28 protein-coding genes are annotated in these 25721 nt (G+C 61.3%); 15 read left to right on the forward strand and 13 right to left on the reverse strand.

Going from position 1 to position 25721, the window contains the following annotated elements:
* Positions 1-4: 4 nt before the first annotated feature.
* From hflC to cfaB, 7 genes are all read left to right on the forward strand, one after another.
* On the forward strand, positions 5-1000 hold the full coding sequence (gene hflC, locus BLV67_RS24140; RefSeq protein WP_425272315.1) for a protease modulator HflC: 996 nt from the start codon (positions 5-7) through the stop codon (positions 998-1000).
* On the forward strand, positions 997-2031 hold the full coding sequence (gene hflK / locus BLV67_RS24145; protein WP_069785767.1) for a protease modulator HflK: 1035 nt from the start codon (positions 997-999) through the stop codon (positions 2029-2031). Before hflC ends, hflK begins: the two co-directional genes overlap by 4 nt.
* Positions 2028-3914 (forward strand): cation-translocating P-type ATPase, encoded by a 1887-nt coding sequence (locus BLV67_RS24150; RefSeq protein ID WP_056860925.1) that lies wholly within the window; start codon positions 2028-2030, stop codon positions 3912-3914. Before hflK ends, BLV67_RS24150 begins: the two co-directional genes overlap by 4 nt.
* Before the next feature lie 117 nt (positions 3915-4031).
* Complete coding sequence (gene bufA2, locus BLV67_RS24155; RefSeq protein ID WP_017135097.1) at positions 4032-4286, forward strand: BufA2 family periplasmic bufferin-type metallophore; 255 nt, start codon at positions 4032-4034, stop codon at positions 4284-4286.
* Between the two features lie 67 nt (positions 4287-4353).
* The gene (gene bufB / locus BLV67_RS24160; protein WP_069785766.1) at positions 4354-5199 is read left to right on the forward strand and encodes an MNIO family bufferin maturase; all 846 of its coding nucleotides are present in this window, start codon (positions 4354-4356) and stop codon (positions 5197-5199) included.
* Positions 5190-5978 (forward strand): HvfC/BufC N-terminal domain-containing protein, encoded by a 789-nt coding sequence (locus BLV67_RS24165; RefSeq protein ID WP_069785765.1) that lies wholly within the window; start codon positions 5190-5192, stop codon positions 5976-5978. Before bufB ends, BLV67_RS24165 begins: the two co-directional genes overlap by 10 nt.
* 88 nt (positions 5979-6066) lie before the next feature.
* Positions 6067-7251 carry a C17 cyclopropane fatty acid synthase CfaB gene (gene cfaB / locus BLV67_RS24170; RefSeq protein WP_065932038.1) on the forward strand — a complete coding sequence of 395 codons (1185 nt, stop codon included), beginning with the start codon at positions 6067-6069 and terminating at the stop codon, positions 7249-7251.
* Positions 7252-7387: 136 nt separating this feature from the next.
* Here cfaB and cls read toward each other — a convergent pair whose 3' ends face one another.
* A complete protein-coding gene (cls, locus tag BLV67_RS24175; RefSeq protein WP_065932039.1) occupies positions 7388-8827 on the reverse strand; it encodes a cardiolipin synthase in 1440 nt (479 codons plus the stop codon).
* Positions 8828-8957: 130 nt separating this feature from the next.
* On the opposite strand from cls, the gene BLV67_RS24180 reads away from it, so the two are divergent.
* Entirely contained in the window at positions 8958-9479 is a 522-nt protein-coding gene (locus tag BLV67_RS24180; RefSeq protein WP_065932040.1) for a DUF3617 domain-containing protein, read from the forward strand.
* Here BLV67_RS24180 and BLV67_RS24185 read toward each other — a convergent pair.
* From BLV67_RS24185 to folE2, 7 genes are read right to left on the reverse strand one after another with little or no spacing between them, the layout of a single operon-like run.
* Positions 9476-10813, reverse strand: a complete 1338-nt coding sequence (locus BLV67_RS24185; RefSeq protein WP_069785764.1) for a dihydroorotase — start codon at positions 10811-10813, stop codon at positions 9476-9478. The two genes, BLV67_RS24180 and BLV67_RS24185, sit on opposite strands and share 4 nt — an antisense overlap.
* Before the next feature lie 3 nt (positions 10814-10816).
* A complete protein-coding gene (locus tag BLV67_RS24190; protein ID WP_017135756.1) occupies positions 10817-11377 on the reverse strand; it encodes a gamma carbonic anhydrase family protein in 561 nt (186 codons plus the stop codon).
* Positions 11374-11787, reverse strand: a complete 414-nt coding sequence (gene hisI / locus BLV67_RS24195; protein WP_065932042.1) for a phosphoribosyl-AMP cyclohydrolase — start codon at positions 11785-11787, stop codon at positions 11374-11376. Before hisI ends, BLV67_RS24190 begins: the two co-directional genes overlap by 4 nt.
* Positions 11784-12662: a metal ABC transporter substrate-binding protein gene (locus tag BLV67_RS24200; protein ID WP_065932043.1), complete on the reverse strand. Its 879-nt coding sequence runs from the start codon at positions 12660-12662 to the stop codon at positions 11784-11786. The genes hisI and BLV67_RS24200 overlap by 4 nt, the downstream gene beginning before the upstream one ends.
* Before the next feature lie 11 nt (positions 12663-12673).
* Positions 12674-13540 carry a metal ABC transporter permease gene (locus BLV67_RS24205; protein WP_065932044.1) on the reverse strand — a complete coding sequence of 289 codons (867 nt, stop codon included), beginning with the start codon at positions 13538-13540 and terminating at the stop codon, positions 12674-12676.
* Positions 13540-14208, reverse strand: coding sequence for a metal ABC transporter ATP-binding protein (locus BLV67_RS24210; RefSeq protein ID WP_069785763.1), 669 nt, complete (start codon positions 14206-14208; stop codon positions 13540-13542). The genes BLV67_RS24205 and BLV67_RS24210 overlap by 1 nt, the downstream gene beginning before the upstream one ends.
* Positions 14205-15101: a GTP cyclohydrolase FolE2 gene (gene folE2 / locus BLV67_RS24215; protein WP_069785762.1), complete on the reverse strand. Its 897-nt coding sequence runs from the start codon at positions 15099-15101 to the stop codon at positions 14205-14207. The genes BLV67_RS24210 and folE2 overlap by 4 nt, the downstream gene beginning before the upstream one ends.
* A gap of 128 nt (positions 15102-15229) precedes the next feature.
* Between folE2 and BLV67_RS24220 the strand changes: the two genes are divergently transcribed.
* A complete protein-coding gene (locus tag BLV67_RS24220) occupies positions 15230-16441 on the forward strand; it encodes an N-acetylmuramoyl-L-alanine amidase (RefSeq protein WP_065932047.1) in 1212 nt (403 codons plus the stop codon).
* Here BLV67_RS24220 and BLV67_RS24225 read toward each other — a convergent pair.
* Entirely contained in the window at positions 16438-16806 is a 369-nt protein-coding gene (locus tag BLV67_RS24225) for a hypothetical protein (RefSeq protein WP_056860913.1), read from the reverse strand. The two genes, BLV67_RS24220 and BLV67_RS24225, sit on opposite strands and share 4 nt — an antisense overlap.
* A gap of 126 nt (positions 16807-16932) precedes the next feature.
* Between BLV67_RS24225 and dksA the strand changes: the two genes are divergently transcribed.
* From dksA to BLV67_RS24245, 4 genes are read left to right on the forward strand one after another with little or no spacing between them, the layout of a single operon-like run.
* Entirely contained in the window at positions 16933-17337 is a 405-nt protein-coding gene (gene dksA, locus BLV67_RS24230) for an RNA polymerase-binding protein DksA (RefSeq protein ID WP_065932049.1), read from the forward strand.
* Positions 17338-17364: 27 nt separating this feature from the next.
* Entirely contained in the window at positions 17365-18570 is a 1206-nt protein-coding gene (zigA, locus tag BLV67_RS24235) for a zinc metallochaperone GTPase ZigA (protein WP_068931374.1), read from the forward strand.
* Positions 18570-19214 carry a DUF1826 domain-containing protein gene (locus tag BLV67_RS24240; protein WP_069785761.1) on the forward strand — a complete coding sequence of 215 codons (645 nt, stop codon included), beginning with the start codon at positions 18570-18572 and terminating at the stop codon, positions 19212-19214. Before zigA ends, BLV67_RS24240 begins: the two co-directional genes overlap by 1 nt.
* A 42-nt stretch (positions 19215-19256) precedes the next feature.
* On the forward strand, positions 19257-20219 hold the full coding sequence (locus BLV67_RS24245; protein WP_069785760.1) for a CobW family GTP-binding protein: 963 nt from the start codon (positions 19257-19259) through the stop codon (positions 20217-20219).
* On the opposite strand, the gene BLV67_RS24250 is transcribed toward BLV67_RS24245, so the two are convergent.
* Positions 20213-20608 (reverse strand): DUF3301 domain-containing protein, encoded by a 396-nt coding sequence (locus BLV67_RS24250; RefSeq protein WP_058421086.1) that lies wholly within the window; start codon positions 20606-20608, stop codon positions 20213-20215. The two genes, BLV67_RS24245 and BLV67_RS24250, sit on opposite strands and share 7 nt — an antisense overlap.
* 117 nt (positions 20609-20725) lie before the next feature.
* Between BLV67_RS24250 and pdxY the strand changes: the two genes are divergently transcribed.
* The gene (pdxY, locus tag BLV67_RS24255; RefSeq protein WP_058421087.1) at positions 20726-21598 is read left to right on the forward strand and encodes a pyridoxal kinase PdxY; all 873 of its coding nucleotides are present in this window, start codon (positions 20726-20728) and stop codon (positions 21596-21598) included.
* A 129-nt stretch (positions 21599-21727) separates the two neighbouring features.
* Here pdxY and BLV67_RS24260 read toward each other — a convergent pair whose 3' ends face one another.
* Entirely contained in the window at positions 21728-22213 is a 486-nt protein-coding gene (locus tag BLV67_RS24260) for an acyl-CoA thioesterase (protein WP_003213461.1), read from the reverse strand.
* A 291-nt stretch (positions 22214-22504) separates the two neighbouring features.
* Between BLV67_RS24260 and BLV67_RS24265 the strand changes: the two genes are divergently transcribed.
* The gene (locus BLV67_RS24265; protein ID WP_068931259.1) at positions 22505-24268 is read left to right on the forward strand and encodes a cation:proton antiporter; all 1764 of its coding nucleotides are present in this window, start codon (positions 22505-22507) and stop codon (positions 24266-24268) included.
* 15 nt (positions 24269-24283) lie between these two features.
* Here BLV67_RS24265 and BLV67_RS24270 read toward each other — a convergent pair whose 3' ends face one another.
* Both BLV67_RS24270 and BLV67_RS24275 read right to left on the reverse strand, forming a co-directional pair.
* Positions 24284-24691: an SMI1/KNR4 family protein gene (locus tag BLV67_RS24270; protein ID WP_017739032.1), complete on the reverse strand. Its 408-nt coding sequence runs from the start codon at positions 24689-24691 to the stop codon at positions 24284-24286.
* 135 nt (positions 24692-24826) lie between these two features.
* Positions 24827-25699, reverse strand: a complete 873-nt coding sequence (locus BLV67_RS24275) for a Tim44 domain-containing protein (protein ID WP_056860905.1) — start codon at positions 25697-25699, stop codon at positions 24827-24829.
* Between the last annotated feature and the right edge of the window lie 22 nt (positions 25700-25721).

Below are 25721 nucleotides of genomic sequence, written 5' to 3' on the forward strand. Positions count from 1 at the left end.
CTGTCTGTTGAGCGCACATTCTCACGATCACGGTCATCACCCTCATCATGGCCACCATCATCACCACCATGGCGACGAACAGGCCGCTGGCCCATTCCCTTGGCGGCGCATGGCCTGGGCGGTGTTGCTGGTGTTGTTTGCCGTCGCGGCGGCGAGCCTGGTGCAGGTGCGTTCCGGTGAAGCCACGGTGATTACCCGCTTCGGCAACCCGGCGCGGGTATTGCTGGAGCCGGGCCTGGGCTGGCGCTGGCCGGCGCCGTTCGAAGCGGCGATCCCGGTGGACCTGCGCCTGCGCACCACTTCCAGCGGTTTGCAGGATGTGGGCACCCGCGATGGCCTGCGCATTATTGTGCAGGCCTACGTGGCGTGGCAGGTGCAGGGCGATGCCGACAATGTGCAGCGCTTTATGCGGGCGGTGCAGAACCAGCCGGATGAAGCGGCGCGGCAGATTCGCACCTTTGTCGGCTCGGCGCTGGAAACCACGGCGGCCAGCTTCGACCTGTCGAGCCTGATCAACACCGACGCCAGCCAGGTGCGCATCGCTGATTTTGAAGCCCAGCTGCGCCAGCAGATTGATCAACAATTGCTCACCACCTATGGCGTGCGCGTGGCGCAAGTGGGTGTCGAACGCCTGACGTTGCCTTCCGTCACCTTGACCGCCACCGTCGACCGCATGCGTGCCGAGCGCGAAACCATCGCCACTGAACGCACCGCCGTGGGCAAGCGTGAAGCGGCGCAGATTCGCTCCGCTGCCGAGCGTGATGCGCGCATCGTGCAGGCCGATGCCACGGTGAAAGCCGCTGATATCGAAGCCCAGTCGCGGGTTGAGGCGGCGCAGATTTACGGGCGTGCCTACGCCGGCAACCCGCAGTTGTACAACCTGCTGCGCTCGCTCGATACCTTGGGCACGGTGGTCACGCCGGGCACCAAGATCATCCTGCGCACCGATGCTGCGCCGTTCCGTGCATTGGTAGACGGGCCTAAGGACGTTCAGCCATGACCGAGCGTGACGGCCCGGACAGCCCGTGGATCCAGGCCGGGCGTCTGACCTTCCTGGCGCTGTACGCGGTGACGGTGTTGGCGGCGTTGGCCTGGGCGTTTTCCAATGTGCGCCAGATCGACCCGCAAAACCGCGCTGTGGTGTTGCACTTCGGCGCGCTTGACCGCATCCAGAACGCCGGGCTGTTACTGGCGTGGCCGCAGCCCTTCGAGCAAGTGGTGCTGTTGCCGGCGGCGGACCGTGTGATCGAGCGGCGAGTGGAGAACTTGTTGCGCTCCGAGGCGGCGACCCAGGCCGATCGCGTGGCCAGTTTTGCCACGCCTCTGAGCGACGCGCTGGCCGGTTCCGGTTACCTGCTGACGGGCGATGCCGGTGTGGTGCAGCTGGATGTGCGGGTGTTCTATAAGGTCACCGAACCTTACGCCTTTGTGTTGCAGGGCGAGCATGTGCTGCCGGCCCTGGATCGGCTGGTGACGCGCAGCGCGGTGGCCCTGACCGCCGCGCGCGACCTGGACACGATTCTGGTGGCGCGCCCTGAACTGATCGGCACCGACAACGGCGCCGCCGAACGCCGTGAACGGCTGCGCGGTGATCTGGTGCAAGGCATCAATAAACGCTTGGCCGAGTTGGCCTCGACGGGGTTGGGCTTGGGCATTGAAGTCACTCGTGTCGACGTGCAATCGAGCCTGCCGGGCCCGGCCGTGAATGCCTTCAACGCGGTGCTCACGGCCAGCCAGCAAGCCGATAAGGCCGTGGCCAATGCGCGCACCGACGCGGAAAAACTCACCCAGACCGCCAACCAGCAAGCCGACCGACTGGTGCAGGTTGCCCACGCCCAGGCCAGCGAACGCTTGGCCAATGCCCAGGCGCAAACGGCGACGGTCGCCAGCCTGGCGCAGGTTAAAGACCCGGGCTTGTTGCTGCGGCTGTACCGCGAGCGCTTGCCGAAGATCCTTGGCCAGGCAGGTTCCGTGACCACCGTCGACCCTAAAGATGACTCCCGCTTGATCATTCAGGGAGCCGAGCAATGAGCGCACCCATGTTGACCTCCGCCGAGCAGCGCAGCGCTGCCCGGCAATTAACCCTGGCCATGCTGGCGCTGGGTTTACTGGTGCTTGGCCTGGTCTGGCGCTGGCTCGCGCCGGACCAGACCGGCGTCAGCCAACTGCTGCTCGGCGTCGCGTCCTTGCTGGTGGCCGTGCCGGTGATGCGCTCGGCCTGGTACAGCCTGCGTTACCCCAGCCTGCATGGCATCACCGATCAGTTGATCGCGCTGGCAATGCTGGGTGCCTGGGCGACGGGTGATCTGCTGACCGCCGCGCTGTTGCCGATTATCATGATCTTCGGCCATGTGTTGGAAGAGCGCAGCGTGATCGGCTCCCAGGAAGCGATTCACGCCCTGGGCAAACTGACCCGCAGCCATGCGCGGTTGGTGCAGGCCGATGGCAGCATTATTGAAGTGGATAACGGCACGCTGAACACCGGCGATATTGTTGAAGTGCGCGCCGGTGATCGCGTGCCTGCCGACGGTGTGGTGCTGTCGGGCCAGGCGAGCCTGGACACGGCGCCCATCACGGGTGAGTCGGTGCCGTTGGAAGCCAGCGTCGGTGTGCAGGTGTTTGGCGGTGCGATCAACCTGGATGGGTTACTGCGCTTGCAAGTGACCCGCACCGGCGATGAATCGACCTTGGGCAAGGTGATCGCGCTGATGCAGAACGCTGAACGCTCCAAGCCACCCATCACGCGGCTGCTGGAGCGTTATGCCGGCAGCTATATGGTGCTGGTGTTGCTGCTGGCGGCGGTGACCTGGTTTGTCACCAATGACGCCCAGGCGATGTTGGCGGTGCTGGTGGCGGCGTGCCCGTGTGCCTTGGTGCTGTCGGCGCCGGCCACAGCGATTGCCGGGATTGCCGTGGCCGCGCGCCATGGGATTTTGATTCGCAGCTCGGCGTTTCTGGAGGAGTTGGCGGACCTGACCTCGTTGGTGGTCGACAAGACCGGCACGCTGACCTTCGGCACGCTGCGTTTGCAGTCCATCGAAACCACGGCGCCGGATCGGCAGGTGTTGTTGAATCTCGCCGCCAGCCTCGGTTCGGCCAGCAGTCACCCGGTCAGCCGTGCGCTGGCCGGTTTGGCCACGCAAGAGCAGATGCTGGTGCTGACGGATATTCACGAACGCCAGGGGCTTGGCGTCGTGGCGCAAACCGGGCAGGGCGAGGCGGCGCTGGGGCGACCGGAGTTGTTCGAGCAGTTGGGTATTGTCACGACGACAGTCCCGAACCATGACGGCCCGATTGCCGGGCTGGCGTTGAACGGGCAATTCCTGGCCTGGCTGTTACTGGCTGACAGCGTCAAGCCGGAAGCACGCCAGGCGCTGCAAGAGCTGCGCGACCTCGGCCTGGGCCGCCAACTGCTGCTGACCGGCGACCGCCAGAGCGTGGCCGACAGCCTGGCGCTCGACGTAGGCATCAGTGACGTCGAGGCGCAGGCCTTGCCGGAAGATAAGCTCAACCGCGTGCTGGGAGAAATCAGCAGTGGCTTCCGCCCTATGGTCGTGGGTGACGGGATCAACGATTCCCTGGCACTCAAAGCGGGCGTGGTCGGTGTGGCCATGGGCGCAGGCGGTGCGGACATCGCCCTGGCGTCGGCGGACGTGGTGCTGATCGGCAGCGATTTGCGCCGCCTCGGCACCTGCGTGCGCTTGAGCCGCCAGTGCCGGCACACGTTGCAGGTCAACGTGATCATCGGCCTGGGCTGGACGCTGGCCATCGTGGTGTTCGCCGCGTTTGGCTGGCTGGGCGCTGCCGGGGCAATGATTGCGGCGGTGTTGCATAACCTCAGCACCCTGCTGGTATTGGGCAATGCCGGGCGTTTGCTGCGCTTCCAGGAGCCGCTTTTGAAGCTGGATGAATAAATTTCAGAAATATTTGCACACGGCTGTAACGCCGGTGAGGGACCTCACTCTAGTGGTATGTCGAGACTGAGCAATCCGTTCAGACCGATTCCACTACCGATCATGAGGAATACAAAAATGAACTTCAAATCCGCTGCTGCTGGTGCCGCCCTCGCAATGGCCGCCGCTACCATGTTTGCTGGTGTTGTCACTCAGGCTCAAGCCGCTGACACCGCTGTGCACTGCTACGGCATCAACGCGTGCAAAGGCCAGAACGATTGCAAAACCAAGGACCACGCCTGCAAAGGTCAAGGTTCGTGCAAAGGTCAGGGCTTTAAGGCTATGGCCAGTGCAGATGCTTGCACCAAGGCTGGCGGCAAAGTCGGCGAATAACCGGCAACTCAGTGCTCCCGCAGCGGATGCCCCCCACCGCTGCGGACACTTTGCCCAGGAGTGTGTGATGTCCGCTTCCCTTACAAGTCTGGGTTACGGCCTGGGTTTACGCAGTGAGTACTACCAGCAGATCCTTGAACAATCGCCGGCCGTGGATTGGTTCGAAGTGATCTCCGAGAATTATCTGGTCCAGGGCGGTAAAGCCTTGTATTACCTGGACGCGATAGCCGAGCGTTATCCCCTGGTGATGCACGGTGTGTCCTTGTCCATCGGCGGGCCGCATGCCCTCGATACCGATTACCTGAAACAAATCAAACAGCTTGCCGAGCGCATTCAGCCTGCGTGGATCTCCGATCACCTGTGCTGGAGCCGTGGCAGTGCCCATCAGTTGCACGACTTGCTGCCGCTGCCTTACACCGAAGAAAGCCTTTACCACGTGGCCGGCCGCGTGCGCCAAGTGCAGGATGTGTTGCAACGCCCACTGGTGCTGGAAAACGTCTCCAGCTATGTGCGCTCCAAGGCCGATGAGTTTACCGAGTGGGAATTCCTCAATGCCTTGGCTCATCTGACCGGGTGCCAGCTGCTGCTGGACGTGAACAACGTGTATGTCAGCTCGCGCAACCACGGCTTTGATGCCTGGACCTTTATCCATAGTTTGCCGCCCGACAGTATCCGCCAGCTGCATCTGGCCGGGCATATGGACTACGGCGACTATGTGGTCGATACCCATGACCATCCGGTGTGCGACCCGGTTTGGGCGCTTTATCAGCAGACACTTGAGCGCTTGGGGCCGGTGTCGACCTTGCTGGAACGCGATGACCATTTCCCGCCGTTCGAAGAACTGCTCACCGAGTTGAGCAAGGCCCGTGAATTGGGCGCGATCGCCTTGGCCCGGAGATCGTTATGCGCCTGACCGATTGGCAGCTGGCCTTTGAGCAACACCTGTTATCTGAAAACTCAGCCGCCAACAGTGGTTTCGCCGCTACCTTGCTGGGCGGGCCGACCCTGGATGTGGACACGGGCCTGGCGATTTATCACAACGCCTACCTGTCGCGCTTGCAGGAGGTGCTGCGCCATGACTTCGGTGCCATTTGGTATTGGCTCGGCGATGATGAGTTCGCCTCACTCACACAAGCCTATTTGCGCCGTTATCCGTCCGCCCATTACAGCCTGCGTTGGCTGGGTGAGCGGTTCCCGGCGTTTATCGTCGAGCATCTGGTGGCTGAGCAGAGCGTGCCGCTGGCTGAGCTGGCGCGGTTGGAATGGGCGTTTACCCTGGCGTTTGATGCGCCGCAGGGTGAGCCGCTGGCCCTTGATGATATGGCGCAACTGGCGCCCGAAGAGTGGCCGGCGTTGCAGGTCACCCTGGCGCCGTCGGTGCAGCAGGTGCTGTGTCATTTCAATACCGTGGCAATCTGGCGGGCGAGCAAGGATGAGTCGGAGTTTCCCGACAGTCATGCGCTGGAGCTGGCGCAGATTTGCCTGGTATGGCGCCACCACAACGTGTGCCATTACCGCAGCCTGGAGCCCGCTGAAGCCTGTGCCTTGGCGGGAATGGTGACCACCGGCTGGAATTTTTCAGAACTGTGCGAAGCGCTGGTAGTCACTTATGCAGAGGGTGCACCACTGCAAGCAGTGACATGGCTGAAACAGTGGATCCAGGATGGGTTGCTCGAGCGCCGAGCCCCATAGAAGAAGGCTATTAAATCGATAGCCTCCTACTTTGTCTTCGGATGGTCTACCCTCACTCCAGACGTCTGAAACAAGGGGGGGACTACTCATGCTCGCGCAACTTCCACCGGCCTTACAGAATCTTCAGCTACCGCTGCGTCTTCGACTCTGGGACGGCCATGAATTCAACTTGGGCCCCGAGCCCAGTGTGACCATCGTGGTGAAGGACCCCACGGTCGTGTCCAGGCTGACCCATCCAACGCTCGATGCTTTGGGCGAAGCCTTCGTCGAGGGCAAGTTGGAGCTGGAAGGCTCCATCTCCGAGGTTATCCGGGTATGTGACGAGTTGAGTCATGCCCTGATCGACGACGACGAGGGGAATCGTCCGGTGCGCTCGATCCACGACAAGGCCACTGACGCAGCGGCTATTTCCTACCATTACGACCTGTCCAACGAGTTCTACCAGCTATGGCTGGACCAGGACATGGCGTATTCCTGCGGTTATTTCGAAACCGGCAGCGAATCCATCGACCAGGCCCAACAAGACAAATTTCGCCATCTGTGCCGCAAATTGCGGCTGCAGCCGGGTGAGTATTTGCTCGACGTTGGCTGTGGTTGGGGCGGGCTGGCGCGGTTTGCGGCGCGTGAGTTTGGGGTCAAAGTGTTTGGCATTACCCTGAGCAAGGAACAGCTGGCGCTGGCTCGGGAGCGGGTTAAAGCTGAAGGGCTGCAAGATCAGGTCGACCTGCAACTGCTCGACTATCGCGACCTGCCGCAAGACGGTCGTTTCGACAAAGTCGTCAGCGTGGGGATGTTCGAACACGTCGGCCACGCCAACCTGGCGGAGTATTGCAAGACGCTGTTTGGCGCGGTGCGCGAAGGCGGGCTGGTGATGAACCATGGCATTACCGCCAAGCACACCGATGGCCGACCCGTGGGCCGTGGCGCCGGCGAGTTTATCGAGCGTTATGTCTTCCCCAACGGCGAGCTGCCGCACCTGGCGATGATGACCGCCGAAATCAGTGAAGTCGGGCTGGAAGTGGTCGACGTCGAAAGCCTGCGCCTGCACTACGCGCGCACCTTGGATCATTGGAGCGAGCGCCTGGAAGACAACCTCGAAGCGGCGGCGAAGATGGTGCCGGAGCAGGCACTGCGGATCTGGCGGTTATACCTGGCCGGTTGCGCGTATGCGTTTGCGCGGGGCTGGATCAATTTGCACCAGATATTGGCGGTGAAACCCCATGCCGACGGCAGCCATGAATTGCCGTGGACGCGGGAAGATATCTACCGCTGAAACTCGGTTATAAAAGTGCTGAAGATCTAAATGTGGGAGCGGGCTTGCTCGCGAATGCGGTGGATCAGCCAATTAATTTGGTTCTGACACTCCGCATTCGCGAGCAAGCCCGCTCCCACATTTGTTCTGTGCTGTATCAAAGAATGGGTGAGATAAGCCGCGCCACCCGCATGCCCAGTTGTTGCAGGCGCCGAGTCTCGCGACTTTCTTCCTGGCTGACTTCATGGGCCAGGGCGAAGTCATCCAGCAACATCTGCTCCACCTCGCTGGCAAACGCCTCGTCCACCGTCAGCAGCATCACTTCAAAATTCAGCCGGAACGAACGGTTGTCCATGTTCGCGCTGCCGATGGCGCTGATTTCGCTGTCCACCAACACGACTTTTTGATGCAGAAAGCCTGGCTTGTAGCGGAATACCCGCACGCCGGCGCGTACCGCTTCGATCGCGTAAAGGCTGGACGCGGCGTAGACGATGCGATGGTCGGGGCGCGACGGCAGCAGCAAGCGCACGTCAACGCCGCGCAGCACGGCCAGGCGCAAGGCCGAGAACACGGCTTCATCGGGGACGAAATACGGGCTGGTGATCCACACGCGTTCGGTCGCCGCATGAATGGCTTCGACAAAAAACAGCGAGCAGGTTTCGTACGGATCGGCCGGGCCGCTGGCGAGCAATTGGCAGAGCACGCCGTCTTCGGGGTAAGTGTCCGGCAAAATCAGTGGCGGCAGCTCGCGCGCCGCCCAGAACCAGTCTTCGGCAAATGACTCCTGCAGGCACGCCACCACCGGGCCTGTGACCTGCACATGGGTGTCGCGCCAGGGTGCCAGTGGCGGCTTTTTGCCCAGGTATTCATCACCGACGTTGTGCCCGCCGACAAAGCCGGTAATGCCGTCCACCACCACGATTTTGCGATGGTTGCGAAAGTTGACCTGGAAACGGTTAAGCCAGCCGCTGCGGGTGGCGAACGCTTTGACTTTGACCCCGGCGTCGCGCAGCGATTGCACGTAACGGTGGGGCAGGGCGTGGCTGCCGATGCGGTCGTAGAGCACGTGAATGTCTACACCTTCGGCAGCTTTTTCCTTCAACAGCGCATGCAGCTGTCTGCCAAGCTCGTCGTCATGAATGATGAAAAACTGAAACAGCACTGCAGTTTTGGCGTTGCGAATGGCGTCGAAAATCGCGCTGAATGTGGCTTCACCATTGATCAGCAACCGCACTTCATTATTGGCCAGGCACGGCATGCGCCCCAGTTTGGGCATGGCGCGCAAGGAGCCGTAGGCGCTGGAGTTGCGCGCGGCCAGGGCTTCTTCGACCCATGGGCGCCAGTTCAGCTCGGTGATGGCGGTGTGCATTTCCTGGTTGGCCTGGCGACGGGCCTGGATGTACGCATCGAAGGTGCTGCGGCCGAAGATCAGGTACGGGATCAGCGTCAGGTAAGGCATGAACATCAGCGACAGGGCCCAGGCGATCGAGCCTTGGGCGGTCCTGACCGTCAGTACCGCGTGGATCGCCGCCAGCGTCCCGAGAAAGTGCAGCGTGGCAATGAAGTAGGCGAGCAGGTGCGGGCCAAAAAAATCCATGAACGACATGACTCCAGGCAATCGAGTGCCTAACAGACCATGTTCCACAGCGAATGTCGCTATTTTATTTGCCGTGCAACACTGGCGGCTTTGCGGCGTCTAACGCCCACAATTACCCAGGAGTTACCCGATGAATGCTCGTCTGCTTGGTTTGGCCATGGTTGTTGGACTGACGCTGCCCGTGGCGGCTCAGGCGCAGATGCTGGCGCCGGGCTTGTGGGAATTGACCACCAGCAATATGAAAGTCGATAACCAGGACTTGCCGGACTTGTCGCTGATCCTCGGTCAGCTCAAGCAACAGATGACCCCGGAGCAGCGTGCGATGCTGGAAAAACAGGGCATCACCATGGCCGGTAAAGGCGTGCAGGTATGCCTGACGCCTGCCCAGGTCGCCTCCGACTCGATCCCGCTGACCGACCCGCAATCGGGCTGCAAGCAGGAAGTGACCGACAAGACCGGCAACCAATGGAAATTCCGTTTCAGCTGCCCGAAAGCCCAGGGCACTGGCGTTGCAACCTTCCAGAGCCAGCAGGAATTCACTACCAGGGTAAACGGTACTTTCAATGCCACGGGCGTCCAGCAGAAGGGCAGCCTGGACACCCACGCCCAGTGGTTGGGTAACGATTGCGGTACGGTAAAACCCCGCGCCTAACGCAAAAAATGCAGGGGCAAGCCCTGGCAGCTGTCGACCACCTGGCCGTTGTGCCACGCCAGGTGGCCGGACACCAGCGTGGTGCTCACGCTGTGGCGAAAGCTGCGTTCGGCGAACGGTGTCCAGCCGCAGCGGGCGAGGATCGGCTGGCTACTGACGGGTTTACCTTCAGGCTCGGGTTTGATCAGCACCAAGTCGGCCCAATAACCTTCGCGCAAGTAACCACGGTCCGGGATGGCGAATAAATCGGCCACCCGGTGACTGGTTTTTGCCACCAGCGTGGTCAGGGGCAAATGCCCGTCCATGACCAATTCCAATAACGCCGGCAACGCGTGCTGCACCAGCGGCAACCCGGACGGCGCTTCACGGTAGCCCAACTGTTTTTGCGCCCAGGTATGCGGCGCATGGTCGGTGCCGATCACATCCAGACGATCACTCAACAAGGCCAGGCGCAACGCGTCGCGGTCGGCGCGGCTCTTGATCGCCGGGTTGCATTTGATCTGGTGGCCGAGGCGATGATAATCACGGTCATCGAACAGCAGGTGGTGCAGGCAGACTTCGGCGGTGATGTGCTTTTCGGCCAAAGGCTTGTCTTCGAACAATGCCAGTTCGCGGGCGCTGGTCAGGTGCAGCACATGCAGGCGCGTGCCATGGCGCTTGGCCAATTCCACGGCAAAGGACGACGAGCGATAACAGGCTTCGGCATCGCGGATCAGCGGGTGGGCGACGGCAGGAATCTGTTCGCCGAAACGCTCGCGCAGGCGTTGCTCGTTGGCCAGGATGCTCGGCGTGTGTTCGCAGTGGGCCAGCAGGAGGGTCGGCACTTGCGCAAACAGCCGCTCCAGAATCCGTGGGTCGTCCACCAGCATATTGCCGGTGGAGGCGCCCATAAACACTTTAACCCCGGCCACTTCACGCGGGTCGAGGGCGGCAACCACGTCGAGGTTGTCGTTGCTCACGCCGAAGTGAAAGCCGTAGTTGGCCACCGAGTGCAACGCGGCGCGGCGCTTTTTATCGGCCAGTGCTTCGAGGTTCAGCGTGGCCGGGCTGGTGTTGGGCATGTCCATGAAGCTGGTAATGCCACCGGCCACCGCCGCGCGGGATTCGCTGTAGAAACTGCCTTTGTCCGGCGCGCCGGGTTCGCGAAAGTGCACCTGGTCGTCGATCATGCCCGGCAGCAGCCATTGGCCTTGGGCGTCGATCTCCACAGGCTCGTTGTAGCCTTCAAGGCTGGCGGCAATCTTCTCGATGCGGCCATTGGCGATCAGCACATCGGCGTCGAATTCCTGGCCTTCATTGACCAGGCGGGCGTTGCGGATCAGCAGACGGCTCATGGTTCAGAACTCGTTTTGCAGGGCTTTGTAACCACGTACCAGGTCGACGTTGGTACGCGCGACGTCTTCGGAAAATTCCGAGGCGCTGACGCTCACCGGCGGGAATTGCGACAAGTCGGTATTGGGGCCGATGCGGGTGGTGGAGGGCACGTAGAAGGCGGCGGGCAAGTCGCGCCCATCGACCACCGAGTTGTGGCGCACCACGCAGCCGTCGCCGACGGCGCAGTTGAACAGCACGCTGTTGAAACCGATAAAAACGCGGTCGCCGACAGTGCATGGGCCGTGGACGATGGAGCGGTGCGCGATAGACGTGAACTCTCCAATCGTCACCGCCGCACCGGATTTGGAGTGGATCACCACGCCGTCCTGGATGTTGGAGTTGGCGCCGATGGTGATCGGGTCCATGTCGCCGGTGGCGTCGACTTCGTCGGCGCGGATCACGGCGTAGGGGCCGACGAACACGTTCTCGCCAATGATGACCTTGCCGCAGATGATCGCGGTCTTGTCGACGTAGGCCGACTCGGCAATCACCGGCAAGTCGCCGGAAGGGTTCTTGCGAATCATGCAACAGGCTCCGTAATAATGTGAACGTGATCGCCATCTATGGCGTTGTAGAAACAGGTCGGCCGCCCGGTGTGGCAGGCCGGGCCTTGCTGGTCGACGATCAGCAGCACGGCGTCGCCATCACAATCCAGGCGCGCCTCGATCAACTGTTGCCAGTGGCCGGAGCTTTCGCCTTTGCGCCACAGTTGCTGGCGCGAGCGTGACCAGTAGCAGACGTGCCCAGTGGCCAGGGTTTCGCTGAGCGCCTGGCGATTCATCCAGGCCAGCATCAGCACAACGCCGCTGCCGTGTTGCTGGGCGATGGCGGCAATCAGGCCATCGCTGTTCCACGGCAGCGCGTCGAGTACGGGTTCGAGTGGAAAGCGGCTGCCCAGGGCAGCCTCTTCCAGGTCGAGCATGCTCAGGGTCATGGCTTGCTCAGGGCGGCGCACAAGGTGTTGAGGTTGTACTCGAACAGCCCGGTGAAGGTGCTCGCCGGGCCTTCGGCGGCGAGGGCGTCGGAGTACAGCGTGCCGCCGATCTGCGCGCCGCTTTCGTCAGCGATCTGCTTGAGCAGGCGCGAGTCCTTGATGTTTTCCATGAACACGGCTTTGACCTTGTCCTTGCGGATCTGGGTGATCAGCGCAGCGACTTCAGCGGCCGAAGGTTCGCGTTCGGTCGACAGGCCTTGTGGCGCCAGGAACTGGATGCCATAGGCCTGGCCCAGGTAACCGAAGGCGTCATGGGAGGTGACGATGCGGCGGTTGCCGGCCGGCAGCGCGCCGAACTTGGTCTTGGCTTCGGCCAGCAAGCGGTAGATTTCTTTCAGGTAGGTCTGGCTGTTACGCAGATAGTCAGCCTTGTTGGCCGGGTCGGCTGCCACCAGTGCCTTGGTGATGTTGTTTACATAGATTTCGGCGTTGGCCAGGTTGTGCCAGGCGTGCGGGTCCGGAATGGTTTCGCCGTCTTCTTCCATGGTGTGGGAAATCACGCCTTTGCTGGCGGTGACCACGGTGGCCTTGGTTTCGGTGCTGGTAACCAGGCGGTCCAGCCAGGGTTCGAAGCCCAGGCCGTTCTTGATGATGACCTTGGCCTTGAGCAGCGCCTTGGCATCGTCCGGCGTCGGCTCATAGGTGTGGGCGTCGGAGTCGGGGCCGACCATGTTGCTGATCTGGATGTGGTCGCCACCGATCTGGTGGGTGATGTCATCGAGAATGCTGAAGCTGGTGACCACTTGGAGTTTGTCGGCGGCCTGGGCCATCGACAAGGGCAGCAGAAGACTGAACAGCACGAGTAAAGCGCGCATCGGGAAACACCTCATTGGGATGTAAGAGAGGGCGGGCGGCGCAGCAAGCCGTGCACCGGGCCGAAAACCACGGACAGCAAATACCCGCCGCCAGCCACCAGCACGATGGCCGGGCCGCTGGGCAGTGAGTAGTAGAACGACAGCAGCAAACCAAACCACACCGACAGGCATCCCAGCACCGCCGATACCGCAATCAACACCGGCAGGCGTCGGCTCCAGAAGCGTGAAGCAATCGCCGGCAACATCATCAAACCCACCACCATCAACGCGCCGATAGCCTGGAAGCCGATCACCAGGTTCAGCACCACCAGGGTCAGGAATAACCCGTGGGCGAGTGGGCCGAGACGGCTGACGGTTTGCAGGAACAGCGGATCAAGGGTGTCCAGCAGCAGCGGTTTGTAGATCAGCGCCATGGCGATCAGGCTGAAACCCGAGACCCAGAGCATGCCGGTGAGGGTAGTTTCATCCACCGCCAGGGCAGAGCCGAACAGCAGGTGCAGAAGGTCCAGGCGCTTGCCGGCGATGCCCAGGATCAGTACGCCGGCGGCGAGCGAGATCGGGTAGACGGCGGCGAGGCTGGCGTCTTCACGCAGGCCGGTGCGGCGGGTGATCCACGCCGACAAACCGGCCATGCCCAGGCCGGCGCCGAGGCCGCCGATGGTCAGGGCCGGCAGGCTGATACCGGCGAACCAAAAGCCCAGCGCGGCGCCGGGCAGGATGCCGTGGGCGACGGCGTCACCGATCAGGCTCATGCGCCGCAGGATCAGGAACACACCCAGCGGCGCAGTGCTGCACGCAAGGACCAGCCCGCCAATCAGGGCGCGGCGCATGAAGACGAAATCTTGAAACGGCATCCACAGGTGGGCGGCGAAGTGCATCAGGCCACCTGCATATGCGGTTGCGGGCGGATCAGCTCTTTGCTGGGGCCGAACACGCAGCCGGTGCTTTTGATCTGCACCACATGCTGAGTGTGGTGGCGCACGGAGGCGAGGTCATGACAAACGATCACCACCGTGCGGCCCTCATCGTGCCAGGCGTGCACATGTTTCCAGCACAGCGCCTGGCCTTCCTCGTCGAGGGCGGCGTGAGGTTCATCGAGTAGCAACACCGGTGCTTGAGCCAGGCTCATGCGCGCCAGCAGCGCGCGTTGCAGTTCGCCGCCAGACAACGCCATCAACGGTCGATGCTCCAGGCCGGTGAGGCACCAGTCTTCCAACACAGCTTGCAGACGTTGGCTGCGTTGTTCCGGGCTGAGCTTGGTGCCCCAGAAGCCGGCGGCGACCAACTCTTGCAGGCTGATCGGAAACTGCCGGTCCAGGTGTTGCTGCTGCGGCAGGAACGACAAGCCGCCACGACGTGGAACATTCAGGCTGACGTTGCCCGCCAATGGCTTTTGCAGCCCGGCAATAACTTTGAGCAGGCTGCTCTTGCCCGTACCGTTGGCGCCAATGATGCCGGTGAGGCTGCCTTTTTCCAGGCTTAGATCCAGCGCAGGGGTGAGTGGTTGCCCAGGGGCGCCCCAGCGCAAAGCGTTGCAGGTGATCATGCAGAGTCTCTCGTCCAGCGGCTTTCAGCCACGGCATCGTGCGCGTGCAGGCTTTCGGCGTGGATCACTTTCAGGTGGAAGGCTTTGACGGCATCCGAGCGTTTCAAGGCGAGGTTCAGGCGGCGGGCGGCGTCTTCGCAGAACATCAGGTTCTGCCCGTTGGCCAAGGCGAAGGCTTGTTCGTCCGCACGTTTTACAGCGGTTTGCACGGCGGTGCCGAGGGCGGCTTCGACGGTGTCGATCAAGTCTGTGAGCGGCAGGGTGTTGTGGCTGGCGTCCAGTTGGATCGACAGTTGGGCGCTGCTGCGCTGGCTGTGAGGCGTGGCGACGATGCCGTTGGCGCTGCCGAGCCAGGTCAAAACGTCCTCGTGCTGCAACGGCGTATTGGCAAAATCCTGAAGAAATTGCTGCTGAATCAACTGCCTGGCGAGCGCGGCCGAGCAAGGGCAAGTTGAAGAATAAGTAACGTCAATTTTTAGTTCCACGTGGAACATCTGGTTTTCCAGACGCGCTTCGATGCACACCGGGTAGCCTTTCCAACCGGCCAGCGGGCTGACCAAGGCCGGGCGTTTGAGTAACAAATCCGTGTGAATGCGCAAGTAGGCGTTCTTAGATAATCCTTCATGACTCTCAAGAAAGCGCTGCAGTACATTACGCAGAAGTGCAGGTGTAAGAAGCTGCTGGTCGAGCATTTCCAAGGCCAGGTACAGGCGCGACATATGAATGCCACGGGCCTCGCCATCGTCCAGGCTTACGCCTGCATCGGCGGTGGCAGTCAGGCGTTGGCCGTCGATGACGATTGGCAGGGCGATGCCGCACATGCCCACCCAGTCGAGCGGCAAGGCTTGCCGTGAAGCCTGCGCGGCGATATCCGGCAGAGTCAGCGCATTCATGAGCAGGTCCGTCGTTGGAAATAAAAAGACATGTTATATTATAACCATTAAGTCGACGATGATTTTTCTGCTCCAGTCTTTCTTCAGTCATGTCGAGCAGGGACGCTCCTTTATTTGCGGTGTTTTTCATGCACAGACGTCAGCTTCTCAATCTGCTGCTGGTCAGCCCTCTGTTCACCTTTCCATTGGGGGCGTTTGCCACACAGATTCGTAATGCGCGCTTGTGGCGCTCCGACGACAAACTGCGGCTGGTGTTCGACCTCAGCGGCCCGGTGCAATACAAGACCTTCTCCCTGACGTCGCCGGAGCGTGTGATCATCGACCTGAGCGGCGCCGGGCTCAGTGGTGACTTCTCTCAGTTGGCTTTGAAGAACAGCGGGATTACTTCGATTCGTTCGGGGCATTTCGGCAAGAGCGATACGCGCATCGTGCTGGACCTGGCCTCGCCGATGCAGCTCAACAGCTTTCTATTGCCGCCGCAGGATGGCCAAGGCCATCGGCTGGTGCTCGACCTGACCAGCGCCACCCACGCGCCGCGCCAGATTGCTGCGCAGCCGGCGCCGCTGGTGGCTCCAGTAGATAAAGCGCACCCCAAGCGCGACATCATTGTGGTGGTCGACCCCGGCCACGGCGGCAAAGACCCTGGCGCCATCGGCTCCAAGGGCCAGCGCGAAAAAGACGTGGTGCTGTCCATCGCCCAACTGCTGGCCAAACGCTTGAAGCGCGAGAAGGGCTTTGACGTGAAGCTGGTGCGCAACGATGACTTCTTTGTGCCGCTGCGCAAGCGCGTGGATATCGCCCGTCAGCACAAGGCCGATATGTTTATCTCGGTGCATGCCGACGCCGCGCCGCGCCTTACCGCATCCGGCGCTTCGGTGTATGCGTTGTCGGAAGGCGGCGCCACCTCCGCCACCGCGCGCTTTATGGCGCAGCGCGAAAACGGCGCCGACCTGCTGGGCGCCACCACTTTGCTCAACCTCAAGGACAAGGACCCGATGCTGGCTGGGGTGATTCTCGATATGTCGATGAACGCCACCATCGCCTCCAGCCTGCAACTGGGCAGCTCGGTGCTGGGCAGCCTGCAAAGCATCACCACGCTGCACCAGAAGCGCGTGGAGCAAGCCGGGTTTGCGGTGCTCAAATCACCCGACGTGCCGTCGATCCTGGTGGAAACCGGGTTTATCTCCAACACCCAGGACGCTCAGCGGCTGGTGACGGCGCGTCATCAACAAGCCGTGGCGGATGGGTTGTTCGACGGCCTGAAAAAATACTTCGAGAAGAACCCGCCGATGAACAGCTACATGGCCTGGGTTCAGGAACAAAAGAGCGGCCAGGTCTAACAGCCGGCTATACGGCTGCACGTGAACTTGGCGCTGGCGCCACCCGAACTGGAAAACCGGTTGATGGTGGTCCAGCCCACGCGGCGCGTGTAGCCGACCCACGCCTCACCATCGGACGCCAACCCGGTAAAGAACGTCAGTTGCCCGTAGCGACTGCTGGTCTGTGCCCAATAGCGTTTGCCGATCACTTCAAAGCCGCGCAAATACGTGGTGCTGCCAACCGTCGCCACGCTGTAGGCGTTGCCCAGCGGGTCTACACAGGCCAGCAAGTTGGCGCTGCGCGTGCAGTTCGCCAGCAGGCTCGGCGTTTGCGCGCAGGCAGTGCCTGCCACGCCCAATAACAGGGCACACACCAGGGTTTTCATAGCACCTCTCGGGCAAGAACGTGTTCCAGCATTGCGCCCTTCGTCGTGGCGAGCAAGCGGGGATTGGCATATTTGCATTGTTATACTATAACATTAAAAAACAGACTGACCCGTGAACCGCTTCCCATGACTGAACAAGACCTTCTGGCCCAACCGCCCGCCGACTACATGAATGACGCTCAGCAAGGTTTCTTCCGAGCACTGTTGCTGACCCAGCGCGACGAATTGCAGGCGCGTATCGAGGCCGAATTTTTGCTGCTGCGCGAGCAGGAAACCAACAGCGACCTGGCCGACATCGGCAGCGCCGAAGAGCAGCGCCAATGGCAGCTGCGCCTGCTGGAGCGCGAAAAAAAGCTCTTGGACAAGATCGACGATGCCCTCGAACTGCTGGCCCGCGGCGAATACGGCTGGTGCCGCGAAACCGGCGAGCCCATCGGCCTGCAACGCCTGCTGCGGCGTCCTACCGCCACCCTGTGTATCGAAGCCAAAGAACGTGAAGAGCTGCGCGAACGCCATAAACGGGCGATTTGACCGGCCAACCCTGATGAGGACTACCTGATGACCAATCGCCTTCCCGTTACCGTGCTGTCCGGCTTCCTCGGCGCCGGTAAAAGCACGCTGCTCAACTACGTTCTGCGCAACCGCGAAAACCTGCGGGTGGCGGTGATCGTCAACGACATGAGTGAAATCAATATCGACGGCAGCGAGGTGCAGCGCGACGTCACCCTGAATCGCTCCGAAGAAAAACTGGTGGAGATGAGCAACGGCTGCATCTGCTGCACCTTGCGTGAGGACTTGCTGGAAGAAGTCACAAAGCTCGCCAAGGAAGGTCGCTTCGATTACCTGTTGATCGAATCCACCGGTATTTCCGAGCCGCTGCCCGTGGCCGAAACCTTCACGTTTCGTGATGAAAACGAGCAAAGCCTGGCCGACATCGCGCGCCTGGACACCATGGTCACCGTGGTCGACGGCATGAACTTCCTGCTCGATTACCAAGCTGCCGAAAGCCTGGCTTCCCGGGGTGAAACCCTGGGCGAAGACGACGAGCGTTCCATCACTGACCTGCTGATCGAGCAGATCGAATTCGCCGACGTGATCCTGATCAGCAAGATCGACCTGATCAGCAGCCGCGAACGCGAGGAGTTGATGGCCATCCTTGAGCGCCTCAATGCGCAGGCGGAAATCATTCCGATGGTGATGGGCGAAGTGCCGCTGAACAAGATTCTCAACACCGGCCGCTTCGACTTCGAACGCGCAGCGCAAGCGCCGGGCTGGTTGCAGGAGTTGCGCGGTGAACACGTGCCGGAAACCGAAGAATATGGCATCGCCTCCACCGCTTACCGCGCGCGTCGCCCGTTTCATCCGCAACGCTTCTTCGACTTTATCGACCGCCCTTGGGTGAACGGCAAACTGCTGCGCTCCAAGGGCTTTTTCTGGCTGGCGAGCAAGCATCAGGATGCGGGCAGTTGGTCCCAGGCCGGTGGCTTGATGCGCCACGGCTTTGCCGGGCGCTGGTGGCGGTTTGTGCCGAAAAGCCAGTGGCCGCAAGACGAAGAAAGCGTGGCGGCGATCATGAGTAACTGGCAATTGAGCACCGGCGACTGCCGCCAGGAGTTGGTGTTTATCGGGCAAAACATCGACTTCGCGCAGATGCGCGCCGAGCTGGACGCATGCTTGCTTAATGATGAAGAAATGGCCCAGGGCGTCGAAGGTTGGCGCCAGTTGGCCGACCCCTTTGGCCCTTGGTATGAGCAGGTAGCCTGATGCTGGCCCCGGTAATTCCCTTACGCCCGCTCATCCGGCAGACCCGTGGTGAAACCCCGCTGACGCTGTCGGACATCCTCGAAAACGACGTCAACCTGACGCTGTGGCAGCGCCAGTTGCCCCTGCATATCGCAGAATTCGGCGCCTTGCTGGTGGCGCTCAATGAGCCGTTGGCGGATTCCATGGTGATTGAACTCGACAACGAAGACGCTGTGCCGAATTTGCAGGGTTTGGCCTCCAGCTGCCGCGATCTTGAAGGCTACGAAGGCTTTATTGCCGATGTGTCCTGGCTGGTCAGCGCGTTTGCTTGCCTGCTCGGCGCCAAAAGGATTGGCGTGCGTTTGCGGCTGCTGGACAAGGCCATGTGCCCGCGCTTTCACGTCGACCATGTGCCGGTTCGACTGATCACCACCTACGCCGGGATCGGCAGCCAGTGGCTGCGCGAAGGCGTGATGGACCGTCGTAAGCTCAGCCAGCCCGACGCGGAACCCACCGAGTGTATCGAGCAGGTCCACTGCGGTGAAGTGGCCCTGCTCAAGGGCACAAAATGGCACGGCAACGAGAACCATGGCTTGATCCATCGTTCACCCGCGCTCAAGGCCGACGAGCGCCGGTTGATCCTGACGCTGGATTGGCTCGCGTAACCGCGTAGGATCAAGCGCTCTACTCGGCCTGAATGAAGCCCCATGCTGCAGAACATTCCCACCCACGTGATTGCCGGGCCTTTGGGCGCCGGCAAGACCAGCCTGATCAAACACCTGCTGGCCCAACGCCCGGCCAACGAGCGCTGGGCCGTGTTGATCAATGAGTTCGGGCAAATCGGCCTGGACGCCGCATTACTCACCCAGGACGACGATGGCATTGCCCTGGGCGAAGTGGCCGGTGGCTGCTTGTGCTGTGTGAATGGTGCACCGTTCCAGGTAGGGCTTGGCCGCCTGCTGCGTAAGGCCAAGCCGGATCGGCTGTTTATCGAGCCCTCGGGCCTGGGCCACCCGGCGCAATTGCTCAAACAGTTGCGCGAGGCGCCATGGCAGGGCGTGCTCGCGGTTCAGCCCTGTGTGTTGGTATTGGACGCCCAAGCGTTGGCAGCGGGCAAAGCATTGCCGCAGGCACAGCAGGAAGTGCTGGCCAGCGCCGGTTTGCTGGTACTGAACAAAGATGAAGCGTTGGATGGCTCACAGCGCCAGGCCATAAAACAGCAACTCCCTGCTTGCCCGATTTACTGGACCCGCCAGGCGCAATTGCCCCTGACGCAATTGCCCGGTCTGAATACACAGGCTGGCGCAGCGGTGGATAACTTCGACGTGCCCATAGGCCTGGCACAGATGCCGGCGATCTGGACGGAGCCTGCGTTGCCCATTTGCTTGAGCCAGGCCCAGGAAGGTGGCTGGAGTATCGGTTGGCGCTGGCATCCGAGCCAGTCGTTCGACATTGCGCGCCTGCACAGCTGGCTGTCAGGCCTAGATTGGCGCCGTGCCAAGCTGGTTATCCACAGCGGCGCTACCTGGGTATCGGCTAACGCTGTGGATAATAGTCCACTCACCTGGCAACCCAGCGAATGGCGCCGCGATTCACGTATCGAATTGATTTTCAGCCAGCCACAGGACGTGGCTGGGCTACAGAGCGCGCTGGCCGCCTGCCGTCAGTGACGGGTCTTGCTGGCGTGGTCCTGGCGCCATTGGCTCAGCTCGATGACTTCGGCGCTGGGCAGCGGCGTTTTGATTTCGAACGGGTAGGGCGCCAATTCGATCTGCGCGCTGTGGGCGCCGAACTGAGTGATAGTCCCAGGATGACGGGCTTCGCCGGTCACAGTGAACTCAAAGTTATAAATGCGCGCCAAGCGGCGCCGACCATTGGCATCTTTCACAAACCCGATGCGTTTGAGCGCCACTGCACCGTCGAGCAGTTCGATATCGAGCTTGGCGCAATGCTGCTTGACCCGCTCCAGCGCCTTTTCGCGCAGGCCGTGGTTGTGCCATACCCAGGCGGCACCGGTCGCCAACAGCATCAATACGAAGATGTTTCCCAGGGTCAGCATGCGATGAACTCCAACAAAGTGAGAGCAGCTTAACTGTGTCGTTGGTCTGTCGTACAGGCTGCGTTTAGTCGCATACTGCGCGGCCAGAATTCTAACGGCTTTACGGAAATCTCCCGCATGAAACGCACACCTCATCTGCTTGCGATCCAGTCTCATGTGGTCTTTGGCCACGCCGGAAACAGCGCCGCCGTGTTCCCCATGCAGCGGGTCGGGGTGAACGTCTGGCCGCTGAACACCGTGCAGTTCTCCAATCACACTCAGTATGGCCAGTGGGCGGGCGAAGTGCTGGCGCCGCAGCAAATTCCGGCGCTGGTAGAAGGCATAGCCGCGATTGGCGAGCTGGGTAACTGCGACGCGGTGCTGTCCGGCTACTTGGGCAGTGCCGATCAGGGCCGCGCGATTTTGACCGGCGTGGCACGTATCAAGGCCATTAACCCTAAAGCCCTGTACCTGTGCGACCCCGTCATGGGCCATCCGGAAAAGGGCTGCATCGTGCCTCAGGAAGTGAGCGATTTCCTGCTGGACGAGGCGGCGGCCATGGCGGATTTCCTGTGCCCCAACCAACTGGAGCTGGATAGCTTTGCCGGGCGCAAGCCGCAATCGCTGTTCGATTGCCTGGCGATGGCCAAGGCGCTGCTGGCCCGTGGGCCGAAGGCGGTATTGGTCAAACACCTGGATTATCCGGGCAAGCTGCCGGAGGGTTTCGAAATGCTGCTGGTCACAGCAGAAGGCAGCTGGCACTTGCGCCGGCCGTTGCTGGCGTTTCCGCGTCAGCCGGTGGGCGTGGGCGACCTGACGTCGGGGTTGTTCCTGGCGCGTGTGCTGTTGGGCGACAGCCTGCTGGCGGCCTTCGAATTCACCGCCGCAGCGGTGCATGAAGTGCTGCTGGAAACCCAGGCCTGCGCCAGTTACGAACTGGAGCTGGTGCGGGCTCAGGATCGTATCGCGCATCCGCGTGTGCGCTTTGAAGCAACACCCATCGGTTTGTAACCACACAGATCAAAATGTGGGAGCGGGCTTGCTCGCGATAGCGCAGTGTCAGTCAATACATGTGTGGCTGACCCACCGTATTCGCGAGCAAGCCCGCTCCCACATTTGACCCGGTTTACAATTCCAGACTTACGGCCCGTCGGCCTTGATTTCCTGGTAGCGCTTCTCCAGCTCCTGACGGATCTGCCGACGCTGCTGCGCCTGTACAAACCGGCGCTTGTCTTCGCTGTTCTGCGGCTGCAGCGGCGGTACGGCGGCGGGTTTGCGCTGGTCGTCCACGGCCACCATGGTGAAGAAGCAGCTGTTGGTATGGCGCACCGAGCGCTCGCGGATGTTTTCGGTCACCACCTTGATGCCCACTTCCATTGATGTGTTGCCGGTGTAGTTGACCGAGGCCAGGAAGGTCACCAGCTCGCCGACATGAATCGGCTCGCGAAAAATCACCTGGTCGACCGACAGCGTGACCACATAACGGCCCGCGTAACGGCTCGCGCAGGCGTAGGCCACTTCGTCGAGGTACTTGAGCAGGGTGCCGCCGTGCACATTGCCTGAGAAGTTGGCCATGTCAGGGGTCATCAATACCGTCATCGACAGCTGGGCGTTTCCGGGTTCCATAGCACACTCACGGGTTGTAGGCATTGGTTGGGGGACACCTCTACGGGTGCTGGAATCTTTACAGCGCTCTCCCTAACGGGACGCCTATGGGCGGCTTGCCGTCACGCGAACGCCGATCTGTTTCCATATATTGCACCGGCTTTCTGCCGGAAGTCGCGGTGTTAACCTTCAAAAGCCCATCTCAGGGCATTTCTTACGATCAAGGCAGACTTTTCCTTCCGCGCTTCGCGACTGTCCAAGGGCGCGTGCGGAAGTGGGAAAAGCGCCAGTACCCTCAAGGAGCCCCTCGCCATGCACGCCATCAGCTTTATCCAGGACTTGGCCGTGATCATGTTGGTGGCAGGGGTTGTCACCATCCTGTTTCACCGCCTCAAGCAGCCGGTGGTGCTGGGCTATATCGTCGCCGGGTTCATCATCGGCCCCCACACGCCGCCGTTCGGCCTGATCCACGACGAAGACACCATCAAGACCCTGGCTGAGCTCGGAGTGATCTTCCTGATGTTTTGCCTGGGCCTGGAGTTCAGCCTGCGCAAGTTGTTCAAGGTCGGCGCCACGGCGTTTATCGCGGCCTTCCTGGAAATCATCCTGATGATCTGGATCGGCTACGAGATCGGCCGCTGGTTCGACTGGAACACCATGGATTCGCTGTTCCTCGGCGCGATCCTGGCGATTTCTTCGACCACCATCATCGTCAAGGCGCTCAATGACCTGAAGATGAAGAACCAGCGTTTTGCCCAGCTGATTTTTGGTGTGCTGATCGTCGAGGACATCCTGGGCATCGGCATCATTGCCCTGCTGTCGAGCATCGCCGTCAGCGGCACGGTGAGTTCCGGCGAGGTGTTCTCCACGGTCGGCAAGCTGTCGCTGTTCATGATTGTGGCGTTGGTGATCGGCATTTTGCTGGTGCCGCGCCTGCTGGCCTATGTGGCCAGGTTTGAAAGTAACGAGATGCTGCTGATTACCGTGTTGGGCCTGTGTTTCGGCTTTTGCCTGCTGGTGGTCAAGCTCGAATACAGCATGGTGCTGGGCGCGTTCCTGATCGGCGCGATCATGGCCGAATCCCGCCAGTTGATTAAAATTGAGCGCCTGATCGAACCGGTTCGCGACATGTTCAGCGCGATCTTCTTTGTCGCCATCGGCTTGATGATCGACCCGCAGATCCTGCTGCAGTACGCCTGGCCAATCGCGGTGATTACCGTGGCGGTAGTGCTGGGCAAGATGCTGTCCTGCGGTCTCGGGGCGTTTATTGCCGGCAATGATGGCCGCACCTCACTGCGCGTGGGCATGGGGCTGTCACAGATTGGCGAGTTCTCCTTCATCATCGCAGCGCTGGGGATGACCTTGCAGGTGACCAGCGACTTTCTCTATCCGGTGGCGGTGGCGGTTTCGGCGATTACCACACTGCTCACGCCGTACCTGATTCGTGGCGCTGACCCGTTGTCGTTGAAGATTGCCGCAGTAATGCCCAAACGCATGAGCCGGGTGTTCGGTCTGTATGGCGAATGGTTGCGCAGTATCCAGCCTCAAGGTGAGGGCGCGATGCTGGCGTCGATGATTCGCAAGATCATCCTGCAAGTGGGCGTGAACCTGGCATTGGTGATCGCGATCTTCTTTGCCGGCGGCTTCTTCGCGGCGCGCATTGGCGGGTATCTGGAAGGCTGGGTCAATGATCCGAGCTGGCAGAAGGCATTGATCTGGGGTGGGGCGTTGCTGCTGTCGCTGCCGTTTCTGATTGCGGCGTACCGCAAGCTCAAGGCGCTGTCGATGCTGCTGGCGGAGATGAGTGTGAAACCGGAGATGGCCGGGCGGCATACTCAGCGTGTGCGACGGGTGATCGCGGAGCTGATTCCGATCCTGTCGCTGCTGGTGATCTTCCTGCTATTGGCAGCCTTGTCGGCCAGTATATTGCCGACCAACAAGTTGCTGGTACTGATTGCCGTGGTCACGGCGGCGGTGGCGGCGGTGCTCTGGCGGTGGTTCATCCGCGTGCATACGCGGATGCAGGTCGCCTTGCTGGAGACCCTGGATAACCACAAAGATACGCCGGAGCACTAGAGGCCGGGGCCGGGCTCAGCTTTCCAGCCAGACGTCCCGCGCCCAGTGCCACACCGACTCCCAGGTTTCTTCGGTGACCAGTTCCTCTTCGCCCGACCACAGCACCACGGTGCCGTCTTCTTCGACGCAGTAGTAGTCATCGCCGTCCTGGCAGATCGGGATCATGCTGCGGTCAACACCGGCGTCCCAGGCGTTGGCGGCAACGTCCGGCAGGTAGGTGTGGGACTGCGGGTCGGTGACGGTCACCGGTTCCAGGCTGCCGTACACCACGTCGCTGACGGTCAACAGGAATTCACGGAAGACAAACGGGATGTCGATGAACAGTTGTTCCTCGATTTCCACCAGTTGGTCTTCGTCAGGCAGCTCCAGAGGAACCGGGACCGGTTCGTTGGCTTCACGCAATTGTTCGATGATTTCTTCCACGGCCGGAATCCTCTTGCTAGTTGGCGCGGTTAATAGGGCGTTTTATACAGTAGCTCGCTATAAGTGCAACCGCGAAATAGAAAACCCCGGAACATGTCCGGGGTTTTTATTACCAAGTGCTCAAGCGTGCGGCTATCAGCCGTTCTGGCGGATACCGGCGACCAGCCAAGGCTGGTTCTCGCCTTGCGGGCGTTCCATGTTCCAGCTTTCGCTGAACACTTCGCCCTGGTCGAAGCGCGAGGTCTTCGACACACCGCTGAAGGTCAGGGTGGCGATGGTCTTGTCGGCGCGATCATCCACACCGTCCAGCTGCACGCGCAGGTCGTCGATGTAAGTCGACTGGAACGCATCGCCGATTTCGGCCCGTTCGCGCTTGAGGAACTCCAGCAGTTGCGGGGTCACGAACTCGGCGATCTTGTCCATTTCGTTGGCGTCCCAGTGCTGCTGCAGGGACTGGAAGTGGCTGCGGGCCGCTTCGACGAAACGCTCTTCGTTGAACCAGGCCGGCGCATTGATCACCGGACGGGCGGCGGCAGGTGCTGCCGAACCACCGAAGATCGAGCCCATGGCTGGTTTTTGCTCGAACACTTCACGCTGCATCGGCGCGCCGGCGGGAGCCAGGTGCTCCTGCTGCTTGCGTCGACGGGCGGCGATAAAGCGGAAAATCACAAAGGCGATGACCGCCAGGATCAGGATGTCGAAGATCTGCATGCCCTGGAAGCCGCCGCCCATGAACATGGAAGCGAGCAGGCCACCGGCGGCGATACCGGCCAGAGGACCTAACCAGCGCGAAGCACCGCCGGCCTTGGCAGCAGCGCCAGCGGCACCGGCTGCACCAGCGGTCGCCGCTGCGCCGCCCATGCCACCGGCGGATGGAGCCATTTGGCTGGTCTGGTGAGTCGGAGCCGAGCCCATGCTTTTGCCGCCACCGAAGCGCTTGGCGTTGGCGTCGAGGCTCATCGTCAGGCCGATGCACAACGCCATGGCGATGCTAAGAAAACGTTTCATAAAGGGAATTCCCATTTGTGGA

Source organism: Pseudomonas salomonii (assembly GCF_900107155.1).
Classification (GTDB): Bacteria; Pseudomonadota; Gammaproteobacteria; order Pseudomonadales; family Pseudomonadaceae; genus Aquipseudomonas; species Aquipseudomonas salomonii.

Coding starts and splice junctions, on each gene's coding strand:
- bufB (WP_069785766.1), top strand. CDS start 4,354: ATGTCCGCTTCCCTTACAAGTCTGGGTTACGGCCTGGGTTTACGCAGT.
- cfaB (WP_065932038.1), top strand. CDS start 6,067: ATGCTCGCGCAACTTCCACCGGCCTTACAGAATCTTCAGCTACCGCTG.
- BLV67_RS24220 (WP_065932047.1), top strand. CDS start 15,230: ATGCACAGACGTCAGCTTCTCAATCTGCTGCTGGTCAGCCCTCTGTTC.
- zigA (WP_068931374.1), top strand. CDS start 17,365: ATGACCAATCGCCTTCCCGTTACCGTGCTGTCCGGCTTCCTCGGCGCC.
- BLV67_RS24265 (WP_068931259.1), top strand. CDS start 22,505: ATGCACGCCATCAGCTTTATCCAGGACTTGGCCGTGATCATGTTGGTG.
- BLV67_RS24185 (WP_069785764.1), bottom strand. CDS start 10,813: ATGAGCCGTCTGCTGATCCGCAACGCCCGCCTGGTCAATGAAGGCCAG.
- BLV67_RS24260 (WP_003213461.1), bottom strand. CDS start 22,213: ATGGAACCCGGAAACGCCCAGCTGTCGATGACGGTATTGATGACCCCT.
- BLV67_RS24190 (WP_017135756.1), bottom strand. CDS start 11,377: ATGATTCGCAAGAACCCTTCCGGCGACTTGCCGGTGATTGCCGAGTCG.
- hflK (WP_069785767.1), top strand. CDS start 997: ATGACCGAGCGTGACGGCCCGGACAGCCCGTGGATCCAGGCCGGGCGT.
- cls (WP_065932039.1), bottom strand. CDS start 8,827: ATGGATTTTTTTGGCCCGCACCTGCTCGCCTACTTCATTGCCACGCTG.
- BLV67_RS24205 (WP_065932044.1), bottom strand. CDS start 13,540: ATGCACTTCGCCGCCCACCTGTGGATGCCGTTTCAAGATTTCGTCTTC.
- pdxY (WP_058421087.1), top strand. CDS start 20,726: ATGAAACGCACACCTCATCTGCTTGCGATCCAGTCTCATGTGGTCTTT.
- BLV67_RS24180 (WP_065932040.1), top strand. CDS start 8,958: ATGAATGCTCGTCTGCTTGGTTTGGCCATGGTTGTTGGACTGACGCTG.
- bufA2 (WP_017135097.1), top strand. CDS start 4,032: ATGAACTTCAAATCCGCTGCTGCTGGTGCCGCCCTCGCAATGGCCGCC.
- BLV67_RS24225 (WP_056860913.1), bottom strand. CDS start 16,806: ATGAAAACCCTGGTGTGTGCCCTGTTATTGGGCGTGGCAGGCACTGCC.
- dksA (WP_065932049.1), top strand. CDS start 16,933: ATGACTGAACAAGACCTTCTGGCCCAACCGCCCGCCGACTACATGAAT.
- folE2 (WP_069785762.1), bottom strand. CDS start 15,101: ATGAATGCGCTGACTCTGCCGGATATCGCCGCGCAGGCTTCACGGCAA.
- BLV67_RS24150 (WP_056860925.1), top strand. CDS start 2,028: ATGAGCGCACCCATGTTGACCTCCGCCGAGCAGCGCAGCGCTGCCCGG.
- BLV67_RS24200 (WP_065932043.1), bottom strand. CDS start 12,662: ATGCGCGCTTTACTCGTGCTGTTCAGTCTTCTGCTGCCCTTGTCGATG.
- BLV67_RS24210 (WP_069785763.1), bottom strand. CDS start 14,208: ATGATCACCTGCAACGCTTTGCGCTGGGGCGCCCCTGGGCAACCACTC.
- BLV67_RS24245 (WP_069785760.1), top strand. CDS start 19,257: ATGCTGCAGAACATTCCCACCCACGTGATTGCCGGGCCTTTGGGCGCC.
- BLV67_RS24250 (WP_058421086.1), bottom strand. CDS start 20,608: ATGCTGACCCTGGGAAACATCTTCGTATTGATGCTGTTGGCGACCGGT.
- BLV67_RS24240 (WP_069785761.1), top strand. CDS start 18,570: ATGCTGGCCCCGGTAATTCCCTTACGCCCGCTCATCCGGCAGACCCGT.
- BLV67_RS24275 (WP_056860905.1), bottom strand. CDS start 25,699: ATGAAACGTTTTCTTAGCATCGCCATGGCGTTGTGCATCGGCCTGACG.
- hisI (WP_065932042.1), bottom strand. CDS start 11,787: ATGACCCTGAGCATGCTCGACCTGGAAGAGGCTGCCCTGGGCAGCCGC.
- BLV67_RS24165 (WP_069785765.1), top strand. CDS start 5,190: ATGCGCCTGACCGATTGGCAGCTGGCCTTTGAGCAACACCTGTTATCT.